Consider the following 21,663-nt stretch of genomic DNA (forward strand, 5'->3'; position numbering starts at 1 on the left):
GTCGATCATTTCTGCGACTGCTCGATCGAGTTGAATTTTTTGATGAAGAATTGCCGCGTTTCAGCCATCGACTCTTCCATGTAGGGGTAGGCAAACCAGGCGGTCATCAAACCAAATAACGCGCCGGTGAGGATGCGAAGGATAGGCGTGCTTTCGCGGTACGGCAGAAGGTTGGCGAGCCATTGCCACTCGATCTGGCTGAAGAGTTGCGAGAAACCATCCAAGCCGATGGGTCCCATGCCGACGAGGATCCACACGATCCAATGGATGGGCTTGATGCGGCGTCCTGTGGCGGCATAGATCACGCCAAACAACAAGATCGCGCCGTAGATCGCCACGTCGCGTTCGCATAATGCGACTTTGTAGCCGACAGATTCATTCCCAATGTAGGCGCGCGCATCGTAGCGGGCGAAACTGGTCGCGTCGCGCAGGCCGACAATGCCGGTGACCTCCTCGAAGGTTCGGACGCCGGACATGCCCGCCTCTGCCAGCGGATAGTAAGGCTGTTCTCCATATAGAAAGAAGGATCGAAACCCAAACTGATGGCATAGCGGTTTGTAAATGGTGTAAATCACTTGCGCCGGAACAGGCGCTCCGATTTTCATAAACGTGGGGGCAAGGAAGGGCAAGCCCACATACAACAGGATGAAGGTGTTCAACATTGCCAGATAATGGCGCGAGATCCAAGCCATCACCCGGTCGGCTCCGCTGATGGATTGCCCGCGGCGGAGGCGGTCGTGGTGGTCTTCGCGTCCAAGCCGGTCCAGTTGTCCCCGTCGGTCTGAGGCGGCGCCGAGCGTCATGCTGAGTTTTTGTTTGTCGAAGGGATGTTTCAAACTGTACGGACCCACTTCAACGACCGGCGCGTTCTCTCCGAAATTCTTTTGGAGCGCGGGGTCTGAGTCCACGTTCACTTCTACCAGCCGGTGCGGGAATTTTTCCTGAAGCGAAAGCAAGTCGGCTTTTGCCGCGTTGCTGTGTTCGTCGTCTTTGCGAAAGTACAGGGTGACTGTGAGCATGAATGGAATCTCTATAAACCGAAATCGATCCAGAAGAATTGCCCTGCCGCGGCGATGCGTTCAAAAATGCCTGTAAACAGCATCACGCCAACAATGATGAGAATGACGCCCATGACAATTTCCACGTAGCGCATCACCTTGCCGTATTTTCGCAATGTGAGCGATACCCAGCCGACGCCAAGCGCGGCAATGAGAAATGGAATGCCCAGCCCGGCAGAGTAAGCGCTTAACAGTGAAACTCCCTGCGAAACCGAACCGCCGTTCAGCACAAGCGTGAGGATCGCGCCGAGCACGGGACCAACGCACGGCGACCAGCCCGCTGAAAAGAATACGCCCATTAACGCGGAGGAAAGATAGCCTAATTTTCGATCGGGCAATTGTTGGACGCGCGTGTCGTATTCTAAAAACGGGATGCGGAAGACGCCGATCATGTGCAAGCCGAAGATGACGACAACGGCGCCGCCGACTTTGGAGAGGAGGAAACGCAGATCGTACAACAACCGCCCGGCGGCAGAGGTGGCGACGCCAAGGGTGATAAAGACGAGGCTGAAGCCGAGCACGAACGCCAAGCCGTGCGTGAAGGTGATGAAGCGGTTATTGTCTGTTGCTTCGCCGCCTGCCGCCCGTCCGCCCAGATAGCCGACATACGCCGGCACCAGTGAAAACACGCACGGCGAGAGGAAAGACGCCAGCCCGGCGAGAAATGCCAGCCCCATTGAGATTTGTGTAAATTCCATTGAATTCCTTGGTTGGTTCAGAACGTCAGTTTTGTGGTGACGACGATCGTGCCGTGATCGGGGAGCGAGAGGCGTTGTTCGCTTTGAGCGAGCGAAACGTATGGCGTCGTCCAGCGGAAGATCCACTTGGCGTCTTCCGGCGTAACGTTGATACAGCCATGCGAGCGTTTTTCGCCGAACGAGTTATGCCAGAACGCGCCGTGGATGGCGATACCGTCGCCGCTGATCATGGTCGACCATGGAACCGCCGGCGTGGAGTAGCCCGATTGAAAACTTCCCGCGGTCATGTTCAACGAGATGATCTTCCAGTGCGTGAGCAGGTTGCCCACCGGCGTTGCCAGTTTATCGCTGATCTGCCCGGTCTCCGGGTCGTAGGCGATTCCGGTAGAGACTCGGCAATAGAAGACCTCGGTGGCGCCTTCGTAGCAGGATAATGTTTGCCGGTCTAAATCCACGTCGATGCGTTTCTGATCCGCCGCAACCTCCGGGCTGATGGGCGCCACATCCTCGTCTGTCAGAATTTTGAATGCCGCGCCGTCTCCCCAGAAAAACTCGCCGTACGCGCCGTAGCCGTAGCCATGGCCGTTCGCGTCTTCGTTCCAGCGATATTCGGCAAAACCGTTGCTGGCGCGCACCTGGTCGATCCACACCACTTGCCCATAATACAAGCGCGGCGGGAAGTTGTAGGCGATATGGTCGTTCAACCACGGCGAAGCGACTGCTCCTTCATGGGCAAGGTCTACATACGGCACGGTTACTTCCGCCCAAAAACCATTTTGCCCGGCGGGCATTTGAGTAACAGGCGTGTTGGGGAAGTTGCGGGTCGGCTGAAGCACCGATGAGTAAATGTATCCGTTGGGCGTTTCGACATAGCGTTGGTTGTTCAGCCCGCCGATCACGCTCCCGATCACCTCGCGGTTCCACTCCACGAGCGTATCGGCTCCGAGTTTGGCGATGGACGAGTTCAGGTTTGGGTCGTTCGTCGGGCGGCTTCGCAAGTCAATATCCGGGTCCACCACCCTGCCGATGATCTCGCTGGCGGGAAATTGCGGCAGGCGTTTGGGTCTCAAAAGATCGTCAAAAAGTTTATCGAGGTTGATGCCCATGCGCGGCATGAACGCCAATGCGCCCAAGCCCGCGCCGGACAATTTTAGAAAATCGCGTCGTGAAATTTTTTGTGTCATTTGTTTTGTTTACTCTTTCAACAAGGATAATCACAAAGGAAGGCATCGTCAACGGGCAGATGAGAGATGATTAAGCCGGGCGTACTCTTACCGTTCACTCTCTGAAGAAATTCTTAAGCGCCACCACGCAATTGGCGCTAACCTTGTGACCCACCTCATCTTCGCAATAGGTCACGCGCGCGCCGGCCTGTTCGAGCAACGCCACCGAATGGCGGGCGCGGTCGATGGTCACCGTTTCGTCTTTGACGCCGTGCGCCACAAAAAAATCTTTTCCTTCCAATGGGCGATTCGGAACCAACGCTTCCAACCCGCTGGGGATGAAGCCGGCGAGGATTCCCACCTTGCGGATCCTCTGCGGGTACAAAAACGACAGGATATTGCACATCACCGCGCCTTGACTGAACCCCATCATGTCGATCGTTTGACGGTGATCGGAATCCGCGTCGATCCACGTGGAGGCTTGATACTCGTCCACCAGCCGCATCAACGCCTCGGCAGACGGGCGGAGTTGCTCGAGGCTGGGTTTGCCGAAATCCTGTCCTGAGTCGAGCACAGAGTCCTTGCTGTGGAGGGGCCGCCACGTGTAACCAGACGTCCCGGTGGAAAGAGGCGCGCGCGGAGCGATCATCCAGTAATCGAACGAAAGACTGCGGGCGAAGACCCACATCGAGTTTTCGTCGCCGGTGAATCCGTGGATCAACAGCAGTAAGCGCTTCGGTTTTTTCGCCTGGCGGACGCGCATCATCCAGCCTTGAAATTTGATCAGTTCGGTATCAATCAGGGTTTGCACGTTTTTGAATCCACTCCAAAATCCACAGAGATAAAAAGATGAGCGCGATGGGAACGAGCGCGCCAAACAGACAGGTGAGCGCCATGAGCGCCGCGCCCGCGCCGTAGATGAGATAGATCAAGCCCACGCCCACGATCACCAGCAGGAGGAACGCGCCGACGCCTAAACGGACGTTGGTTTGCTTTGCATACTTACGCAGGTCGCGGCTCATGGTGCATTTCTTCCTCCGCCGAGGCGGGAAATAATTTCAACAATTCAGGCAAGGCATGGCGTACTGCCGAGTCGCCTTCGAGCGCGATTTCGGTCACGTAGCCGGTATCGAGCGTGTGCAAATGCGCCACGTTTGGTCGCAGGATGAGATCGGGTTTTGAACGGTCGAGGTTATGTTTTGTAATGGCGCGGTTAAGCATGTCTTGCGAGAGCAGAAAGATATCGATGGCTTGAACGGAGCGGAGGCGTTTGATCCGCTGAGCCAGCCAGCGCGGGATGAAGCGCGGCAGGACGATGCGTTCCATTGTGGCAGGGACACCGAGCGGCGCGGTTAAAACCACTGCCACAACCGGGGTCTTCGCATCGACCAGCGAACGCGCCGCTTCGACCGGCACCGGGTTTAGCGCGCCTCCGTCCACCAGGTCCATATCCATCATGCGCCGGGCGGGGAAGATGCCGGGCAATGCCACCGAGGCGAGCAGGGCTTCCACCAGCAAACCTTCGCGGATGAAGATCTCACGCCCATGTTTGATCTCGGCGGCGGTGACGATCAGCGGGGTTTTCAGATCATGAAAGGTTTTCTTGCCGAAAAACTCGCGCGCAAATTTTTCGAAGCGGCGCAACCCAAGAAACGCCGGCTCGCTATTTTTGTCTCGCCCCGAATATCCTGTCCGTTTGAGTTGATGGAAGACCTGCTCCATTTCGTTGGGCGAATATCCCAACCCAAACAACATGCCCACCAACGCCCCCATGCTTGTCGCGCCAATGGCTTGAATGTCAAACCCATTTCGCGTCAACGCGCGCAAGACGCCGATGTGCGAAACTCCCTTGACGCCTCCGCCTCCCAACGCAATCGCGATGCCTTTTTTCGTCACGGTTGGCTCCAGGAGTTCAACGTCCGCGCCAGTCGTTTGTGCCAGGCGAACAGGCTCATCAACTCGGGCAGAACATCGTCGAACGCCTTTTCGCCGCGTTTCGCAATTTCGCTAATGCTTACTTGTTCCAGCGTATCCACATCCGACACAGCAGGGCGAATCAAAATCTCCGGTTTATCCACTTCAAGGCGATATTCGCTGACGGCACGGTTCATGATGTCCACCGAGCGGAGCACAACATCGATGACTTGCGCGTATCGCGTTTTGCTCAAACGATCTGTAATAGACTGCGGGATATATTTTGGGCGCGGCAGACCCCATGATTGGGCTGGCTCGCCCATTGGGGTATTCAACGCCACCGCGACCACTGGCAAATTCGGCGCGAGCGCCCGGGCCGGCGCAACAGGGACTGGATCGAGCGTTCCCCCATCCACTAATTCCATATCGCCGATGCGGCGCGCCGGGAAAATACCGGGGATTGCCGCAGAGGCAAGCACGGCATCCAACAAGTTTCCTTCAGAGAGGAGGGCTTCTTTTCCCGTGTTCAAGTCGACAGCAGTGAGAGCGCAGGGAATGTTCAAGTCGGCAAAGGTTTTGCCTCCCAGCCGGATCTCCAGCCATTCCGCGCCGCCAGAGATGCCCATGAACGACGGTTCATCCTCCGGCGCGTGACCGAATATTTTATTTTGATCGAACGAGGAAAAAATCGCTTCGATCTCATCCGGTGGGTAGCCTAACGCGTAAAAGGCGGAGACCAACGCGCCGAAACTCGTCCCCGCAATGGCGCGAATTTTGAATCCGTGCTGGTCTAATCGGCGTAGGACACCGATGTGCGCGTTTCCTTTCGAGCCGCCGCCGCCCAGCGCAAGTGAAATTTCCATAATTATCTCGTCCTCATTATACACAGGGACGACCCGATGGGTCGTCCCTGTTGATGAAATTTTTGTGATGGGTGTTTCTCAAGTTCTACAGCGCAAAGGCACAGTCTTTATAAGTAATCCGTGTAGGGCGCTTTCTTTTACGCTTATCTTGGCAGAGGATGTCCGATAGTAATCTCTTTTGTGGCGAGGCACATTCCCGTTAATTATGGGGGCGTGACTGTAGTGGCAGTTGCCGTTGGCGCTGGGGTGTCTGTGAATGTGGCAGTCGGCGGCGCCACTGTAAATGTCGAAGTGGGTGGTTGTGTATTCGTTGGCGGGAGAGACGTATTCGTCGGCGGGAGAGGCGTATTGGTCGGCGCGGCAACCACAATAGAGACGGTGAGCGTCGATCCAAACACGGTTCCCGTTTGAGTCGAGAGTTGCCATGAGCCTGTATATGTGCCGGGCTTTTTCGGGGCGATCAACGCGACGGAAAGTTGCGTCCACTTTTGCGGGGGAATCACTTTGCCCAACCCGCTGGGGTTGCCCTCCATTTGATTGCCGCCGGCAAACACCAACCTGAACTGCAACGCCCAATCGCACGTCCCGTTGTTTTGCACCTTCCATGTTTTTGTGAACGGCTCACTCGGCTTCAACACCGTGCCGGCAGGGATGCTCGCATCGCTGATCAACAGCAGGTTATTGCACCCCGACCCCAAAGACGATGGATTTGGCGTGGGCGTGAATAGCGTGCCTGTCGGCGTGGGCGACCCGCTGGAAAGCGCCGGCACAAACACAAGCCCCTGTGTGGAGGATGGGGCTGGCGACGGCAACGGCAACGCAGTATTCGTCGATGTGGAGGTTGACGGCAGTGACGTATCCGTCGAGATGGGCGCCAGAGCGGTTTGCGTTTCAAAGATCGACGCGGCGAGCGTCCCCACCCCGGCGGTTAGGATGGCGTTTATATCCGCTTCTTCGCTTTGCTCTGTGGCAGTACCGCCGCAGGATGCGAGCAAAATACCACCTAACGCAACAATGGAAATCAATCGTTTTCGCGCAGAAATCATGTAACCTCTCATTGGTTTTATCGTTGACCCTATTGGCAATAACTTGTAGAACGCAGATGAACGCTGATTCACGCCGATGAAAAGAGAGTGAAAATCTGCGTTCTCCGCGTTTTTCAGCATTCAACTAAGATTTTGTGGCTCTACCGTTTTTAACGGGAAACCTTTTTTTCAAACACTAAGGACACGACGGTCACAAAGGAAAACCCAAGGAATCTAGGCTCTTTTTTTGCCTTTGTGTCGCTTCGACGAACTCAGCGCAAGACTTTGTGTCCTTCGTGGTGAGGCTCTTTCCCGTTCATTATGGGACACCCGATTTTGTCTTATTACCGCTACAGTCTATTCTTCACGGGATGCCTCGCATTATAACCAGTATCGTTTTCATCCGATCAGCCCGCAACCCACAATGCCCCTACGAAAAGCATACGGTCAGCGGGGCGGGGGCGGCAAAATCATTTCCGAAGCATCGCGGGCGATGATCGCGTCCAGCATGTCGAACGAGGGTCCCGCGGGATAATCGACGCGAACAATGCCTCCGCCTGCCACGCGCAAGATCACGCTGGAATCATCCGCGCGGATCAGCACGATCCCATACTCGCCGGCGGGGTAATAGGCATCGGAATAGGCGCTCTCGGAAATCTCAAAGATGGCATAGAGGCTTTTCACATCCAAGCCCTGCCAGTTCGAAATTTCATCTTTTCGAAAATAACTCCCCTCCGAAAAAAGCGCGGGCAATACCTCCACGGGGGTATTTTCCGCTTCGCCCTCGCGGCACTGCGGCGGTCCGCCCAATGCGCTGGTCGCAGCGCACGGGATCGTGGAATACTTGAACAATGCCGCCACATTCGACGCGACCCCGGTTTCGACGGCGCTCAACACCGCATCCACATCGTTCACCTCAACGCGCGCGGTTAACGGATAATATCCCTGCTCGTTCACTGCCACTTGCGGCGAAGGTTGGCAGGCAGAAAGCAATAACACCGCCAGCCATATCGGCGCCATCCAGAATTTCATATTTTGTTTCCTCATGCGAGAAGCGACGCTAACGCGCGAAGAAGAATGTCCAAGTCTTCTTCGGTGTTGTACCCTTGAACGGAAACGCGGATCAATTTGTTCCCATTCCACTCCAGGATGGGAACCTCGATTCGGAACTTCTCGTACAACTGATTCTTCAACTCAGCCGTGTTCACCCGTGAAGGGAGCGGCGCGGCGAACAATTGGCGAAACCAGTTCCCCGTCGGAGGGTGAAGCGGGGCAAGCCCGGTCAGTTCGCAGATCCGCCGCTGGGCATCCTTCGCAAGGTCGTGGCACGCGTCGCGGACAGCGTCCCAGTGATATTTTTCTTGAAAGTCGATCGCCGCAGGGACGGCTAAAAACGCGGCGTGATCGCGCGTGCCCCACCACTCATGATGGTCGATGAATTCAGAGCCGCTCGGGGTCTCCGATTCATAGCCCCACGAAACAACCAAAGGTTTCAGCAAATGCTGAACGACGGGAGAAGCATATAAAAAACCCGCGCCCTTTGGCGCGCACAACCATTTATGCAGGTTGCCGCCATAAAAATCCGCGCCTAGTGAATCGAGATGAAGCGGAACCTGCCCCGGCGCGTGAGCCCCATCCACAATGGTGAGAATACCGCGTTCGCGCGCGCGATGGATGATCTCGCGGATGGGCAGAAGGATCGCCGTCGGCGAAGTGATATGACTCACGCAGATCGCCCGGGTGTTCGGCGTTGCGCCCGCAAAGAACTCTTCGATGAATTTCTCTTCAGACACAATAGGCGTGGAGGTCGGCTGGTTGATATAGTTGAAGCCGCGTTCCCTCGAAAGAAATCGCCACATGCGATCGACCGCGCCATATTCGTGATTCGTAGCCAGCACTTCATCGCCCGCGCCCAATTCAAGCGAGCGGGCGATGATATTCAGGGAGACCGTCACGTTTTGGGTATACACGAGATGATCGGCATGAGCGCCGAGATATTTTCCAAGCCGCGCGCGAGAGTCTGCCAACAAGGAAGTGATCCGCCTCCCCAAAAATTCGACGGGCTGTTTTTCCATCTCGTGTTGCCAGCGTTGGTAATCGTCCATGACCGGCTTCGGGGTTGCCCCGAACGAACCATGATTGAGGAATGTGACTGAAGGGTCGAGTTGAAAGTGAGTGTTCAGGTTATTCATGCGGCAATCGTACTCGAAAACGGACTTTTGCGTCGCGCGAACGCTGAAAAGACTCTTTGCCGCAGAGATCGTCCAGCAAAAAACCTCTTTACCGTACATTGGCGCTAAAGTGTCGCCATGGCGTCATGCGACACCCGCAAAGAACACAAAGAAAACCTTTTTAACTTGGCGACCTTAGCGCGCTTTGCGGTAAAGATCTTTCATGTACGGTAGAGAACAAAAAACTGAAAATCTCGCGGCACACCTTGTTGCCAAATCCGTGTGATAATCTGTGAAAATCCATGCTTAACCAAATTTTTCGTCTCCACGATATTCCTTCTGATCACCATTCGAATTTCAAACATCTTTATTTCGACATCGCCTGGTTTGGGCTGTTAAGCGGCTCGGCGGTCAACTTCCTCAGTGTCTACATCACGCGCATCGGCGGCACAGGTTTTGAAATCGGTCTGATCAGCGCCATGTCGGCGGTGGTAAACCTTGTCCTCGCCATTCCAGCAGGCAAATGGCTCGAAAAACGGGATACCAGCAAAGCCATCTTCTGGACTTCCGTCGTATACCGGATAGGCTTCTTCCCGTTCATCGTCCTTCCCATCCTATTGTCTGAAGAAAGTCAGATTGCCGCATTCATCCTACTGACATTTTTCATGTCGATCCCCTTGACTCCGCTCGGCGTGGGTTTCAACGCCTTATTTGCCGAAGTTGTCCCGGTCGAATATCGCGCCCATGTGGCTGGTATCCGCAACATCATGTTTGCTCTCGCCTACATGCTCTCGTCGGTCGCAAGCGGATATCTGCTCGACACCGTTTCATTCCCGCTTGGATATCAGATCGTCTTTGCCGCTGGCGCGATTGGCGCGGCGATGAGCAGTTATCATCTCTATTTTGTCGCGCCGATGCATAAGGGACAAACCCCGCCGCCTCCCTCAATTCAACCTGCTTCGCCCGCCCCGGCGAGTTCCGCCGCCCGAAATTTCCTCTCCGCTTTGCGTTTCGATATCTGGAGGTCTCCGTTTCGGAACGTGCTCATTGGCTTATTCGCGTTTCACGCATCGCAATATCTGCCCACTCCTTTATTCCCGCTCTACAATATCCGCGTGCTGGGGTTGAACGATAACAACATCGGCATTGGCACCGCGCTGTTCTACCTAACCGTCCTGTTGGGGTCCACGCAACTCCGAAGAATGGCGCATCGTGTTGGCAACAAAGTATTAACCGGCTGGAGCGCCGCGCTCATGGCGTTGTATCCGCTGTTACTGGCGGGTTCCACGAACGTCTGGCAATACTATGGAATCTCCCTGATCGGCGGGTTGAACTTCGCCATGGTCTCCGGTGTCTATGCCAACTATATGCTCGACCACATTCCTCCAGACGACCGTCAGGCGCACCTGGCGTGGTACAACATCATCCTCAACGCCTCGATCCTGATCGGCTCGCTGGGGGGACCTGTGCTGGGCGAACTTATGGGTTTATCCGCCGCCCTGCTGTTGATCGCTGTGTTGCGCTTTCTGGCAGGAATATTAATTTTGAAGTGGGGATGACCGTTGCGCGATCGAAAAAGTCACGCCGGGGATTGTGGTAATATCCAATGATGACCGATGACGTTAAAATCGTAGCTAACAACCGCAAAGCCGGTTTTGAATATTTTCTGCTTGAAAAGTTCGAAGCGGGGCTCGTCCTTCAAGGAAGCGAGATCAAATCGATACGAGCGGGGCAAATGAGCATACAAGAATCCTATGTGGATATCGAAAACGGCGAACAGGCATGGCTGGTCGAGGCGCACATCGCGCCATACGAGCAAGCCAACCGCAACAACCACGAGCCAAAACGCAAGCGGAAACTTCTCCTCCACAAAAAGCAGATCCGCGAACTGTGGAATAACGTCCGCATCAAAGGCATGACGGTCGTGCCGACGCGCGTCTACCTCAAAAACGGACGCGCCAAGATCGAGATCGCGCTCGCCAAAGGTAAAAAGGCATACGATAAACGAGCGACCATTGCCAAGCGAGACGAGGCGAGAAGCGCGGAACGCCAAACCCGCGTACGATAAATCTCATCTTTCTTCGTTCGTCCCATCGTTGGAGCGAAAGGAGAAAGAGGAAAGAACTTAACCCACGTGCAACCCTTCACCATCGGCGGCATCAACAAACTCCCCGAAGCGGAGAAGCGGGACATGTATTCCCGCTACATTCCAGCAGAACTCACCGAAAAGTTTCATCTCGAAAACGTGGCGGAAAACCGCGATCTTCTGCGCTTCCGTTTTGCGGAAGGTTCCAGCGATGTAGAAATGATGCTGTATCACCAGGCAGACTTCCCCGACCCAATTCTCTACGCTCATCTCGCCGATTCAATGAACGGGCAGATCTTTATCCTGCTTTATATTTTGAACGATCCCGCCTCGCCGCGCTTCGATGTGGACAAAATGCCCGATGGAAGCCCCACCGGCTTTGGGATTCGAAAACGAAATATGGAAGCCGAACAAGCCGCCATGTTCGCGGGGCTCGCCCCCGGTCAAGTCCGACGCGGCTTGCGTTCCCTGCGTTCGGCGATTCGCGCTTTCGAAGAGTTCATGACCTATCTCAAGCATGACATGTATTACATCGAGCCGTTGTACTATCATAACGCGGTCATCTTTGAACGGTATGGGTTCAGCTATCAGTCGGGGAAAAAGTTAATGAGCCAGATCCACGACGGATTCGCGGAAGGAGGCATTCTGCGTGAACGCCTGAATGATTCAAGTCCGTTTCGTTCTCGCGGCGCGGCAAATAGCATCCGACTTCGCTCCTGGGCGATCCACGATGGGATTCTCGGAGAACCGTTTACCAAGGTCACTATGTACAAACGTGTGGGAACTTCTGCAACGATCAGCACCACGCCAGGCTGTGAGTGGTAAAAGAAAACAGCACAACGCAAATCGCATTGTGCTGTTAAGTAGCGGGGGCAGGACTTGAACCTGCGACCTTCGGGTTATGAGCCCGACGAGCTGCCACTGCTCCACCCCGCATCGGGTACCAAAGCCCGCCGATAGTACCACAGGCAACAATCAACGTCAAGCAAGAGGAAGAATATGCGGATGGCTTTCCCAAAGTCAGATGATTCTTACGCGAACGAGCGAAGAGCGCAAATAACCTCAGGAAAATTCGTGAAATTCGCCTATTCGCGCCATTCGCGCTCTTCGCTAGACTTTATCCATTCGGAGATTAGCAAAAAAGCAGGTCAGGATGAAAGATATTAAGATCGTCACATCGGGTCGTCACGGAAGAATCCAATATGTGGAAGGCTGGCTGAAAAAGAATATCTGCGAGTTCTACTGGGAATTTGGAGGCGGCGATACGGTCGCCATGGTCTGGTTTCCAGCCGAAACGGAGTGGGATGCGCTGTATCCATGGGCAAAAGGACGCAGGCGCGAGATTCTCGATTACGTGGCGGAACAAACTCACCGCCGTAAAGCGCCGTCCACGCGCGTCAAATGGGATGGGGATTGTCTACTTTTCGTGGAAGGATGAATTTTTTGCAACCATCGTACTATTTTTCAATTCAGTCGTAATGGTAAAATTGTCGCTATGTCTGAGGAGACAAAAGGTTACCTGCTCGTAGTAGACGACATCCCCGATATTCTCAACCTGCTCGATACTACCCTCAAGTTCAAAGGGTATCGAGTGGTGACGGCGCGCAATGGGGAGGAAGCGCTGGAGGCGATCAAGCAAGAACGCCCGCTGCTGGTGATCGCCGATATCTTGATGCCGAAGATGGATGGGTTTAGTCTCGTCCATCGCCTGCGCATCGACCCCGCCACGCGCGACCTGCCGGTGGTCTTCCTCTCCGCAACGTACGTCACGCCTGAAGATAAGGATTTCGCGCTTGCCATTGGTGTGACGCAATTCATCGAGAAGCCGGTCGATATTGCGTTGTTCCTGCCGGCCATCTCCGATATTCTGGCGCAAAAGATCAAGCCCGCCCACCCAACCGTGAGCGACTATGAGTTCTATGAAGGCTATCGCAAGAGACTCGAAATCAAGATGAGTCACAAGCTGGCGCAGATCACCCGTTCGGAGCATTTGCTCAATACCACCCAATCGGAAGACGAACGGAATACGATCGCGAAATCTCTACAAGATGCCCGCGACGAGCGTGATGAGATCGCCCACTTTCTCGAGCAAGTGCTTGATCGGATCGATAATTCGAAAAAATAACGCCCCGAAAATTCGGGGCGTTATTTTTTCATCTTTTATGACTTATGCAGTTGCACTGCCTGCCGTCATAGCGCAACTTCAACGAAACAGGCTCAACTGCGTAATTCCTGTCTTTGTATTTACTTCCACACAAAAACCAGATCGGCACGGTTTTTCCCCTGCTCGAAAGCAAAGCCGATTCCACGCACGGGCGCGCCAAGTTCGGCGGGCGCGCAGGCGGCGAGAACGATCGGGAAAAGGCAAAGCAGGCTGAGGGTCGGAAGGAAGCGCATTCGTCCGTTATTTCACTTTGAGATTCACGATCCCGTTGAACGCCAGCGCGACCCATTTCCCCTTTTCGTATTCGATCCACACGCTTTTCGATTGCAAACGTTTGCCTGAGACCACGGCTCCTTTTTGTAATTGACCGACGATGCTGAATTCGACGCCGGGTCCGTTGCGGACGTTGAGCAGGTCGGAGAGCACTTCAAACGAAAGGCTGGATGGAATTTTGACCGCGTCCGGAATGTCTGTGGTCACTGCCGATTCTTCGCTCCCTGTATCTTTGGAGAAATAAGGCGTCGGGTCGACGTATCCCTTGTACGGAGGGTTCTCGCCGTCGATCTTCAAGCCGAAGTGCAGATGTGGTCCTGTGCTTGCGCCGGTGTTGTTGCTTGTGCCGATGACGGCTCCGGCTTTTATCTTTTGCCCCGCCGCCACCGAGGCGTGGGCGAGATGGGCGTAGTAGGTGAAATACGTTTTACTGCCGTCTGCGTGGCTGAGTTTGACGTAGTTGCCGTAGCCGCCATTTTCGAACCCGACCAGCGCGACAGTGCCCGCCGTAGCCGCCATAACGGGCGTACCGTTAGGGATGCCGTAGTCGATGCCGTTGTGCCCGGGGAAGCCCCATTTCTTGTAAATATCCGGGTTCTCGCCGAACAGTTGGGTGATAGGTCCATTGACGGGTAATGATAATTTGATCGCCATATTGATCTCCTCTTGTATGCGGTATGGTTATGATAACACACGAGCAAGTCAGCCGGTTGCGCGAAGCGCGTATGCCGCGATGCCGAAAGCCACCGCCACGTTGAACGATTTCTTTTCGCCTTGCATGGGAATGTAGAAGACGCGTTTGCATAATTCAAGCAGGGAGGCATCCACCCCGGTCACCTCGTTGCCGACGATCAACACCGTTTGCCGGGCGGGGTCAAGATCGCGCCGGGCATTGGCAAGGGCGCTGGCGTTTTTTCCCTCCTCGAGAGAGAAAATGTCCCAGCCTTTGGTTTTCAAGCCTTTTGTCAGTTTCACCGCGTCTTTGTGATACGACCATGTAACCGATTCGTCGGCCCCCAGAGCGGTTTTTTTGACGGCATCGTTATCAGGCGTTGGCGTAATACCGCACAGGTAGGCATGCGAGAAGCCGAATCCCTCCGCGCTTCGTATGATCGACCCAACGTTGCCCGCCGAGCGGATATTGTCGAGCAATACAGAAATTTCGCCCGCGTTTTGTTTCTTCTGTAGGAGAGGGGCTTCAAAGCTCGCTTTTCTTTTCGCCACCAGGCGGGTTTCGCCTAAACACGCAGGACACCGAAGCCCAACCGCATACCCGCCCGCGAGCGGATACCGCAACCCGCAAGAACGGCAGACCCTGACCTGAACGATACCTTCTCGCATGACGACATTATACATGCTACAATATTTGAGATGCATCGCGTTGTCCCTCAGATCATTATTGATAATTATCGGGCAGGCAAATACGCCGGGGAATTTTCGGCGGTTGGCTTGTTCCTTGATCTGTCCGGCTTTTCTTCCATGACCGACACGCTCATGCAACATGGCCAGCATGGCGCAGAGGTACTGGCGGGGTTGATGCATGGCGTGTTCGACCCTCTTGTGGAAAGTATTTTCGAATACGGCGGGAAAGTGGTCGGCTTTGCCGGCGATGGCATCATGGCGCTGTTTCCTCTGGAGGAGGATCCGCCGAAGGAGGTCGCCTTGCGCGCGCTTGCCGCCGCGTCTGAAGTGCAGGCGCATCTTTTCGAAAACCCAGTCCGGCAAACCCCGTATGGAAATTTTCAATTCTCAGTCAAAGTGGGTCTGGCTGTGGGCGATGTGGCATGGGGAATATTACGTTCAGCCGATGAGCAAAGCGCCACCTATTATTTTCGCGGCGCGGCGGTGGATGAGTCTGCCAAGGCGGAACAGCAAGCCATCGCCGGCGAGATTCTCTTTACGCGCGCCATGTTTGACTTGGTATCCGACTCGGCGCTCACCCAGCCCGCCGGGTCTTTCCACCGTTACGGCGGGTTTCGCCATGGGAAACCATCACCCAGCCCGACGAACTTTCCGCCGGTCGATTTCGAAACGTCGAAGGTATTCTTTCCGGAGGAGATCGTCTCGCAAGATGTGCGCGGAGAATTCCGCCAGGTGGTCAATCTCTTCATGCGCTTCCCGGAGTTGGAAGGCGAGGAACTCGAGGGATTCTTCCGTGTGGTGTTTGAACTCCGTCAAAAGTTTGGCGGGCTGTTAAATCGATTGGATTTTGGCGACAAGGGATGCAACATGTTGATGCTATGGGGGGCGCCGGTGGCGTATGAAAACGATATCGGCAGGGTGCTGAATTTCATCCTTGAGTTAAAGTCGCGGGTGAAATTCCCGATCACCGCCGGGATCACGTATTACATCGCTCACGCCGGCTACCTCGGCAGTAGCATGAGCGAAGATTACACCTGCTATGGGTGGGGCGTAAACCTAGCCGCCCGGTTCATGATGTCGGCGAACGCGGGGCAGACCTGGGTGGATGACCGCATTGCGCGGCGCGTTTCAGCATGGTTCGAGATCGAATTCCTGAGCGCGCAGAAATTCAAGGGGTTCTCCTCCGAACAAAAAGTGCATGTGCTCAAAAGCCGTCGCGTGGAGGCTGGCTCGATCTATCAGGGTGAGATGGTCGGGCGCGGCGAGGAATTGTCCCGCTGTTTGAAATTTGCCGAACCCTTGTGGAAATGGCAATATCCCGGGGTATTGCTATTATTAGGCGACCCCGGCACCGGGAAAGGTCGGCTTCTTCATGAATTCAGAACGATGGCGCTGCGCGAGAACCCGAACATGCGCTGGGGCGTTTTGCAGGCTGACCAGATTCTGAGGCAATCGTTCAACCCGATCCGTTACTGGCTCCTTCGGTATTTCGATGTTGCCGCGACGGAGGACGTTGAGAAGCGCATTGAAAATTTTGAAACCCGAATGCGGAGGGTGATCGAAACGACGCCGGACCAGGACTTGGCGTTGGAACTGGATCGCCTGCGGTCTGTGTTGGGAGCGTTGATAGACCTGTATTGGGAAGGGTCGTTGTACGAAAGTCTCGATGCGAAGAGTCGCTACAATAGCACGCTTGCGGCGCTCATTTATCTGATCGAGGCGGAAAGCCTGATCCAGCCGCTGGTTCTTGTGCTTGAAGACGCCCATTACATCGACGAGGACACGCTTCAATTCCTGCCGCGTCTGAAGCGCGCCCTGCAAACCGGCAAAGCCCCATACCCGGTGGCATTGGTGATCGCTTCGCGAGTGCAAGGCAACCCCTTCGCCGCCGATGAATGGCTGGCAGACGTAACGATCACACTGGGGAGACTTTCGGAAGAGGCGGTGGCGCGTCAACTGGATGTGCTATTAGGCGGTCCATCCGCGGCAGGGTTGACTACGTTGGTCCTGGACCGTTCGGAAGGCAACCCGTTTTTCATTGAACAGATCGTTCGTTACCTCCAGGAAGAGAGCTTGCTCGAAACGCGAGGGGATGGATGGGCGTTGTCGAATCGCGTCCGCGATCTGTTCCTGCCGGGCGATATCCGCGCCATGCTGGTGGCGAGACTCGATCAATTGGAGATGAGCGTGAAGGAGATCGTGCAGACCGCCGCGATTCTTGGCAGGGTATTTTCAATGCCGGTCCTGGCGGAGATGAGCGGCAATACGTCTATGGTGAAAGAGAGCGTGCAAGAGGCTGAACAGCACGCGGTCTGGAAGTTCGCGGGCGAAAACAAGTATATTTTCTCTCATGGATTATTGCGCGACGCGGCGTATACCATGCAAATGCGCGCGCATCGGCAGGAACTTCACCGCCTGGCGGTGAACGCGCTCGAAAATAATTATGGCGCCGATGTTCAATTCCATTATGCCGAATTGGCGTATCATGCCGAGTTGGGCGAACTGAAGCCTAAGGCGCTTCAGTTTTACACCCTGGCGGGGAAAGCCTCCGCCGAAGCCTACCAAAATAACCAAGCCATTGACTATTTCACGCGAGCATACTCGTTCGCCGCGTTTGACGATTACGATACTCAATATCACTTGTTGCATGAGCGGGTCAGTTTATATGGTCGTATTGGGAACCGCTCCTTGCAGGCGAAAGACCTTGAGTTGCTGGAAAAACTTGCCGTTCAATTGCGCGATGATCGGCGGCTGGCAATCGCATGGAAGTTATACGCGCACTATTATTTCACGATCGGCGATTATCCAAACACGCTTCAAACGTCTGAGCGGGTCATCGAAATGTCGATGCGGCTGGAAGATCCCGAGATCGCGTTGGGAATTTACCTTGTGCAATCTCAGGCGTTTTTCAGGCTGGGCAGGGTGAAAGAAGCCATTGCCCGCCAGAGCGAGGGATTGGACTTGGCGCGGACGTTGAAGAATCGCGTGGAGGAGGGCAGGTCGCTCACTGCCCTTGGGCTTATCTTGCTGGAATCGCACCAGCCTGCCCGGGCAGTGGAACGCATGGAACAGGCTGTGGACATTGCGCGCGAGGTGGGAGATCGTGTCTTGGAATCGCGGGCGCTGGGCAACCTCGCCAACGCGGCGGCGTATGTTTTGCGGGATTACATCGCCGCCCGGGAGTATTACAAACAGGCTGAACGACTGGCTGTGGAACTTGGCGACCGGTTCGGCGAGGGTGTTGAGAAGGCAAATATCGGCTGGGTGAATATGTTGCTTGGCGATTATGAAACTGCGCGCGCCGAACTCGAAGGAGCTCTGTCTATTGCCCGCGAGGTGGATCATTCGTATCAGGAAATTTATACCCTGCTGAATTTAAGCGCGGTCAATGAGGCGCAGGGAAATGTTGAAGCGTCTGAACAATACGCCGCGCAGGCAATGACTCTGTCGCTTGAAAAAGGCGATCGATCGGGCGAGGCTTGGTCTTACTATTATCTCGGAAATGCGTTTCTCGGCGGCGGAAAACTGGAGGAGGCGCGGAGCGCATTTGCCCGGGCGTTGGAGATGCGCGCGGAACAGAACCAGCCATCCCTTGCGAAGGAGCCGCTGGCGGGATTGATCCGCGTTGCCCTTGCCGATCACGATCCGGGGCTGGCGATCCAGTATGCAAATGAAGTAATGGAGTATTTGTCGAATGGCGGAACGCTCGACGGCGCCGAAGAACCGTTGAGGATCTATCTTGCCTGTTTCAACGCATTAAAAACCAAACACGACCCCCGCTGTGATGATATTCTTGCTGTGGCTCGCGACTTGTTAAACGCGCAAGCCTCCAGGATTTCTGTTGTATCCTCCCGTCGTCGTTTCATTGATAATGTGCCGTGGCGGCGGGAGATCATGGAACATGTTGCAAAGAAGTGATGCGCTACGGGACGCCGCCGACGGCGGGATCTCCCTCGCTGAGATCGACTTTTAATTTTCCTTTTTTGATTTTGTCGGTTATCTCGTAGGCGGTAATGACGCCTTCCTTGTTTGGATACGCGAGAAAGACGCGCTGTTTTTCATCGACGTCTAATTCGAACGAATAGCGTACCGACGCGTATTGATTATCTTTTTTATTCTTAACATTGAAACACGCAAACCAGTTGATGTTCAACGGGTTGTCGGCGGGAACTTTCATGTCGTCCCCATCCAGTTCCTCCACGATGTAGTCGTCAAGGTTTTTTGCGTTCAATGCCAGTTCGAACGATTTTTTGCCTCCTTTTCCGCCAATTTTATGCCTGCCGCCCGAATGTTTAATAATTTTCTTTCCCATAGCATCTCCTCTGGGGTATGACGTTAAAATATTATAGTCCCGATTGAACAAATGCGATACATTCTCTTCAACAAACCGTTTGGCGTTCTCTCGCAATTTACCGATGAAGGAACCGGTCATCCGACGCTTAAGCGATTTATTCCCGTGCCAGAGGTGTACGCGGCAGGGCGGCTGGATCGGGACAGCGAAGGCTTACTGTTCTTAACCGACGACGGCGCGCTCATCAAAACATTGACCGACCCGCGCGACCATGCAGAAAAAACCTATTGGGTGATGGTGGAGGGCGACCCATCGACGGAGAGGTTGTTGCGCTTAGAGCGAGGCGTGCAACTTAAAGATTATCGGACTCTGCCATGCACAGCCCGCCTCATTCCGGCCCCCAGCCTGCCTCCCCGCCCCAAGCCGGTGACACCGCACGGACCGACGGCATGGATCGAAATCAAACTCCGCGAAGGGAAGAAGCGCCAGATCCGACACATGACGGCGGCGGTCGGTCTGTTTACCTTGCGGTTGTTCCGTTCCCAAATTGGGCCCATCGCGTTGGGCGATTTGAAGCCCGGGGAATGGCGCGATTTATCCTCCGACGAAGTCAAACGGTTGAAAAAAAATTCCGCTTGAAGTTCACAGGCTCGCGGGGGAAGGTTGGGAAGAAAATCACGGTCGCTTGATGACAAGCCGGCGGCGCAAGTTTGTTATGATGAAGCAAGAGCAATCACGGAGGATGCCATGAGCGAAATCCACATAGATGCGCTGCTTCCGCCGGAGATGGCGGCGCGGGCTGAAGCGCTGGGCGTACGGAAAGCTGAAATGCCGTTATTAAAGATGTTTATGCTGGCTGTTCTGGCGGGCGCATTTATTTCTCTGGGCGCCATCTTTTCCACAACGGTTAGCGCGGGATCCATGACGTTCACCGCGCAAAGCGATGGTTTGGCGTATTCGGGCTCCATGCCGTTTGGCGTGACCCGCCTATTGGCGGGTTTAGTCTTTTGTCTCGGCTTGATTCTAGTAGTGGTCGGGGGCGCGGAGTTATTTACCGGCAATAACCTGATTGTGATGGCGTGGGCGAGTGGGAAGGTCGCCACACGCGCCGTGTTGCGGAATTGGGTTGTGGTCTATGCGGGCAATTTTGTCGGCGCCATTGGGACCGTGATCCTGATGTTCTTTACGAAACAATATACCTTCGGTGGGAACTCGGTCGGCGTTACCGCGTTGCGGATTGGCGCCGCCAAATCGGACCTCGATTTTTTGCAGGCTGTGGCGCTTGGCATTCTTTGTAACGGATTGGTGTGCCTGGCGGTCTGGTTGACCTTTAGCGCCCGCAGTACGCTCGATAAGATCGCCGCGATTATCTTTCCGATCACCGCGTTCGTGGCGGCTGGTTTCGAGCATAGCATTGCCAATATGTATTTCATTCCATACGCGCTGGCGATAAAAATATTCGACCCCGCCTTCACCGCGTCCGTCGCCGAGTCGATCCCGAACCTCGACCGGTTGACCTGGCGGGCATTCTGGTTTTCGAATCTATTGCCGGTGACCATCGGCAACATCATTGGCGGCGTGGTCCTTGTGGCGATTGTGTACTGGGCGATCTACCTTCGGCATACTTCGCCTTCGTAAACCGCAAGCGCGCCGGATGAGATGCGACTCGAACTGATCGAGTTGTTGATGTCATCTGTTGGGTTTTGTTCTCGCAATCGAATAAATATAAAACGGAATATTATCCCCTTCGTATCCGTCCACGGTCTTTTCCCACGCCATGCCCATCTTCTCCGCCACCCGCTGTGATGGGATGTTCGCGGGGTCGATCAAACAGATCAGGCGTTGTAAATTCAATGTCTCGAAACCGTATTGCAAAATTCCTTGCGCGGCTTCACTTGCCAAGCCTTGACCCCAAAAATCTTCCGTGATGGTGTATGCCACTTCCACATCGTATTGACCGCCAATCGTCCACGGAAGTAACCCGCACCGCCCGATAAATTTCCCAGTCTCTTTATGAATGGTCGCCCACAATCCCAGTTCGGGATGTTTGGGATGCCCGTTCATGTGCCATTCCAATTCCTCCTGCGCCTCTTCACGCGAGCGCGGCGCATCGGGAATGTACCTGGTGATGTTGGGGTTTTGATACAACGCCCAAAGATCATCCAAGTCCGAAAGGACTTGATGACGGAGTAAGAGTCGTTTTGTTTCTAAAATAATTTTATGAGTCATGCTGTTCTGATTAACCTCATGTCATGCTGAGCGGAGCGAAGCATCTCTACGGCTCAACAGAGACCCTTCGCTAGCGCTCAGGGTGACATATTGTAACGGGACGTTCTTTTTTCAAAACCTAAAATGAATAAAGATGCGCCCAAAGTTCTTATCATCCTTCTCCACGCGATGATACAACTTTTTGATATGTCCTTGATTCAAAAACCGCAAAACTTTTTTCTTCAACTGCCCACTGCCTTTGCCTGGGATGATCTCGACCAAATTGATTTTTCTGTCAATCGCTTCCTCGACGATACGATTCAATTCTTTGTCTATCATATCGCCCTTGTTGTAAATGTCGTGTAAGTCCAGTTTTAATTTCGCCAT

24 protein-coding genes and 1 tRNA gene are annotated in these 21,663 nt (G+C 54.5%); 8 read left to right on the forward strand and 17 right to left on the reverse strand.

The features are described from left to right. Positions 1 to 5: 5 nt before the first annotated feature. From AC16KF_RS00940 to AC16KF_RS00985, 10 genes are all read right to left on the reverse strand, one after another. Positions 6 to 1,019 carry a DUF2085 domain-containing protein gene (locus AC16KF_RS00940; RefSeq protein WP_484035405.1) on the reverse strand — a complete coding sequence of 338 codons (1,014 nt, stop codon included), beginning with the start codon at positions 1,017 to 1,019 and terminating at the stop codon, positions 6 to 8. An 11-nt stretch (positions 1,020 to 1,030) separates the two neighbouring features. After that, complete coding sequence (locus tag AC16KF_RS00945) at positions 1,031 to 1,756, reverse strand: cytochrome c biogenesis CcdA family protein (protein ID WP_484035406.1); 726 nt, start codon at positions 1,754 to 1,756, stop codon at positions 1,031 to 1,033. Between the two features lie 17 nt (positions 1,757 to 1,773). Beyond that, positions 1,774 to 2,940, reverse strand: a complete 1,167-nt coding sequence (locus tag AC16KF_RS00950; protein WP_484035407.1) for a L,D-transpeptidase family protein — start codon at positions 2,938 to 2,940, stop codon at positions 1,774 to 1,776. 94 nt (positions 2,941 to 3,034) lie between these two features. After that, positions 3,035 to 3,730: an alpha/beta hydrolase gene (locus tag AC16KF_RS00955; RefSeq protein WP_484035408.1), complete on the reverse strand. Its 696-nt coding sequence runs from the start codon at positions 3,728 to 3,730 to the stop codon at positions 3,035 to 3,037. Beyond that, positions 3,714 to 3,941 carry a hypothetical protein gene (locus AC16KF_RS00960; protein WP_484035409.1) on the reverse strand — a complete coding sequence of 76 codons (228 nt, stop codon included), beginning with the start codon at positions 3,939 to 3,941 and terminating at the stop codon, positions 3,714 to 3,716. Before AC16KF_RS00960 ends, AC16KF_RS00955 begins: the two co-directional genes overlap by 17 nt. Further along, complete coding sequence (locus tag AC16KF_RS00965; protein WP_484035410.1) at positions 3,922 to 4,815, reverse strand: patatin-like phospholipase family protein; 894 nt, start codon at positions 4,813 to 4,815, stop codon at positions 3,922 to 3,924. The genes AC16KF_RS00960 and AC16KF_RS00965 overlap by 20 nt, the downstream gene beginning before the upstream one ends. Further along, positions 4,812 to 5,696 carry a patatin-like phospholipase family protein gene (locus tag AC16KF_RS00970; protein ID WP_484035411.1) on the reverse strand — a complete coding sequence of 295 codons (885 nt, stop codon included), beginning with the start codon at positions 5,694 to 5,696 and terminating at the stop codon, positions 4,812 to 4,814. The genes AC16KF_RS00965 and AC16KF_RS00970 overlap by 4 nt, the downstream gene beginning before the upstream one ends. 203 nt (positions 5,697 to 5,899) lie before the next feature. After that, positions 5,900 to 6,742 carry an NBR1-Ig-like domain-containing protein gene (locus AC16KF_RS00975; protein WP_484035412.1) on the reverse strand — a complete coding sequence of 281 codons (843 nt, stop codon included), beginning with the start codon at positions 6,740 to 6,742 and terminating at the stop codon, positions 5,900 to 5,902. A 426-nt stretch (positions 6,743 to 7,168) separates the two neighbouring features. Beyond that, positions 7,169 to 7,753 (reverse strand): hypothetical protein, encoded by a 585-nt coding sequence (locus tag AC16KF_RS00980; protein ID WP_484035413.1) that lies wholly within the window; start codon positions 7,751 to 7,753, stop codon positions 7,169 to 7,171. Positions 7,754 to 7,764: 11 nt separating this feature from the next. Then, complete coding sequence (locus AC16KF_RS00985; RefSeq protein ID WP_484035414.1) at positions 7,765 to 8,913, reverse strand: aminotransferase class V-fold PLP-dependent enzyme; 1,149 nt, start codon at positions 8,911 to 8,913, stop codon at positions 7,765 to 7,767. A gap of 281 nt (positions 8,914 to 9,194) precedes the next feature. On the opposite strand from AC16KF_RS00985, the gene AC16KF_RS00990 reads away from it, so the two are divergent. From AC16KF_RS00990 to AC16KF_RS01000, 3 genes are all read left to right on the forward strand, one after another. After that, positions 9,195 to 10,451: an MFS transporter gene (locus AC16KF_RS00990; RefSeq protein ID WP_484035415.1), complete on the forward strand. Its 1,257-nt coding sequence runs from the start codon at positions 9,195 to 9,197 to the stop codon at positions 10,449 to 10,451. Positions 10,452 to 10,498: 47 nt separating this feature from the next. Then, positions 10,499 to 10,960: an SsrA-binding protein SmpB gene (gene smpB, locus AC16KF_RS00995; RefSeq protein ID WP_484035416.1), complete on the forward strand. Its 462-nt coding sequence runs from the start codon at positions 10,499 to 10,501 to the stop codon at positions 10,958 to 10,960. A 66-nt stretch (positions 10,961 to 11,026) separates the two neighbouring features. Further along, positions 11,027 to 11,803, forward strand: a complete 777-nt coding sequence (locus AC16KF_RS01000; RefSeq protein WP_484035417.1) for a hypothetical protein — start codon at positions 11,027 to 11,029, stop codon at positions 11,801 to 11,803. Between the two features lie 39 nt (positions 11,804 to 11,842). Here AC16KF_RS01000 and AC16KF_RS01005 read toward each other — a convergent pair. Further along, positions 11,843 to 11,914 (reverse strand) — tRNA-Met (locus AC16KF_RS01005). Between the two features lie 217 nt (positions 11,915 to 12,131). On the opposite strand from AC16KF_RS01005, the gene AC16KF_RS01010 reads away from it, so the two are divergent. Both AC16KF_RS01010 and AC16KF_RS01015 read left to right on the forward strand, forming a co-directional pair. Beyond that, complete coding sequence (locus AC16KF_RS01010) at positions 12,132 to 12,416, forward strand: hypothetical protein (RefSeq protein ID WP_484035418.1); 285 nt, start codon at positions 12,132 to 12,134, stop codon at positions 12,414 to 12,416. 57 nt (positions 12,417 to 12,473) lie between these two features. Next, positions 12,474 to 13,103 (forward strand): response regulator, encoded by a 630-nt coding sequence (locus AC16KF_RS01015; RefSeq protein ID WP_484035419.1) that lies wholly within the window; start codon positions 12,474 to 12,476, stop codon positions 13,101 to 13,103. Positions 13,104 to 13,222: 119 nt separating this feature from the next. On the opposite strand, the gene AC16KF_RS01020 is transcribed toward AC16KF_RS01015, so the two are convergent. Genes AC16KF_RS01020 through AC16KF_RS01030 form a run of 3 tightly spaced genes read right to left on the reverse strand, consistent with a single transcriptional unit; the run spans position 13,223 to position 14,639 of the window. Continuing rightward, entirely contained in the window at positions 13,223 to 13,375 is a 153-nt protein-coding gene (locus AC16KF_RS01020) for a hypothetical protein (RefSeq protein ID WP_484035420.1), read from the reverse strand. A 7-nt stretch (positions 13,376 to 13,382) separates the two neighbouring features. Further along, on the reverse strand, positions 13,383 to 14,069 hold the full coding sequence (locus AC16KF_RS01025; protein ID WP_484035421.1) for a peptidoglycan DD-metalloendopeptidase family protein: 687 nt from the start codon (positions 14,067 to 14,069) through the stop codon (positions 13,383 to 13,385). Positions 14,070 to 14,117: 48 nt separating this feature from the next. Further along, positions 14,118 to 14,639 carry a TrmH family RNA methyltransferase gene (locus AC16KF_RS01030; RefSeq protein ID WP_484035422.1) on the reverse strand — a complete coding sequence of 174 codons (522 nt, stop codon included), beginning with the start codon at positions 14,637 to 14,639 and terminating at the stop codon, positions 14,118 to 14,120. A gap of 147 nt (positions 14,640 to 14,786) precedes the next feature. Between AC16KF_RS01030 and AC16KF_RS01035 the strand changes: the two genes are divergently transcribed. Further along, on the forward strand, positions 14,787 to 18,695 hold the full coding sequence (locus tag AC16KF_RS01035; protein ID WP_484035423.1) for a tetratricopeptide repeat protein: 3,909 nt from the start codon (positions 14,787 to 14,789) through the stop codon (positions 18,693 to 18,695). 4 nt (positions 18,696 to 18,699) lie between these two features. Here AC16KF_RS01035 and AC16KF_RS01040 read toward each other — a convergent pair whose 3' ends face one another. After that, positions 18,700 to 19,089, reverse strand: a complete 390-nt coding sequence (locus tag AC16KF_RS01040; RefSeq protein WP_484035424.1) for a hypothetical protein — start codon at positions 19,087 to 19,089, stop codon at positions 18,700 to 18,702. A gap of 51 nt (positions 19,090 to 19,140) precedes the next feature. Between AC16KF_RS01040 and AC16KF_RS01045 the strand changes: the two genes are divergently transcribed. Both AC16KF_RS01045 and AC16KF_RS01050 read left to right on the forward strand, forming a co-directional pair. Beyond that, entirely contained in the window at positions 19,141 to 19,707 is a 567-nt protein-coding gene (locus AC16KF_RS01045; protein ID WP_484035425.1) for a pseudouridine synthase, read from the forward strand. 108 nt (positions 19,708 to 19,815) lie between these two features. Beyond that, positions 19,816 to 20,706: a formate/nitrite transporter family protein gene (locus AC16KF_RS01050; RefSeq protein WP_484035426.1), complete on the forward strand. Its 891-nt coding sequence runs from the start codon at positions 19,816 to 19,818 to the stop codon at positions 20,704 to 20,706. A gap of 51 nt (positions 20,707 to 20,757) precedes the next feature. Here the strand turns inward: AC16KF_RS01050 and AC16KF_RS01055 are convergent, their stop codons facing one another. Together AC16KF_RS01055 and AC16KF_RS01060 are read right to left on the reverse strand one after the other, a co-directional pair. After that, complete coding sequence (locus AC16KF_RS01055) at positions 20,758 to 21,297, reverse strand: GNAT family N-acetyltransferase (RefSeq protein WP_484035427.1); 540 nt, start codon at positions 21,295 to 21,297, stop codon at positions 20,758 to 20,760. 111 nt (positions 21,298 to 21,408) lie between these two features. Next, complete coding sequence (locus AC16KF_RS01060) at positions 21,409 to 21,663, reverse strand: Smr/MutS family protein (protein ID WP_484035428.1); 255 nt, start codon at positions 21,661 to 21,663, stop codon at positions 21,409 to 21,411.

The sequence above is a fragment of the Candidatus Defluviilinea gracilis genome (assembly GCF_057138825.1).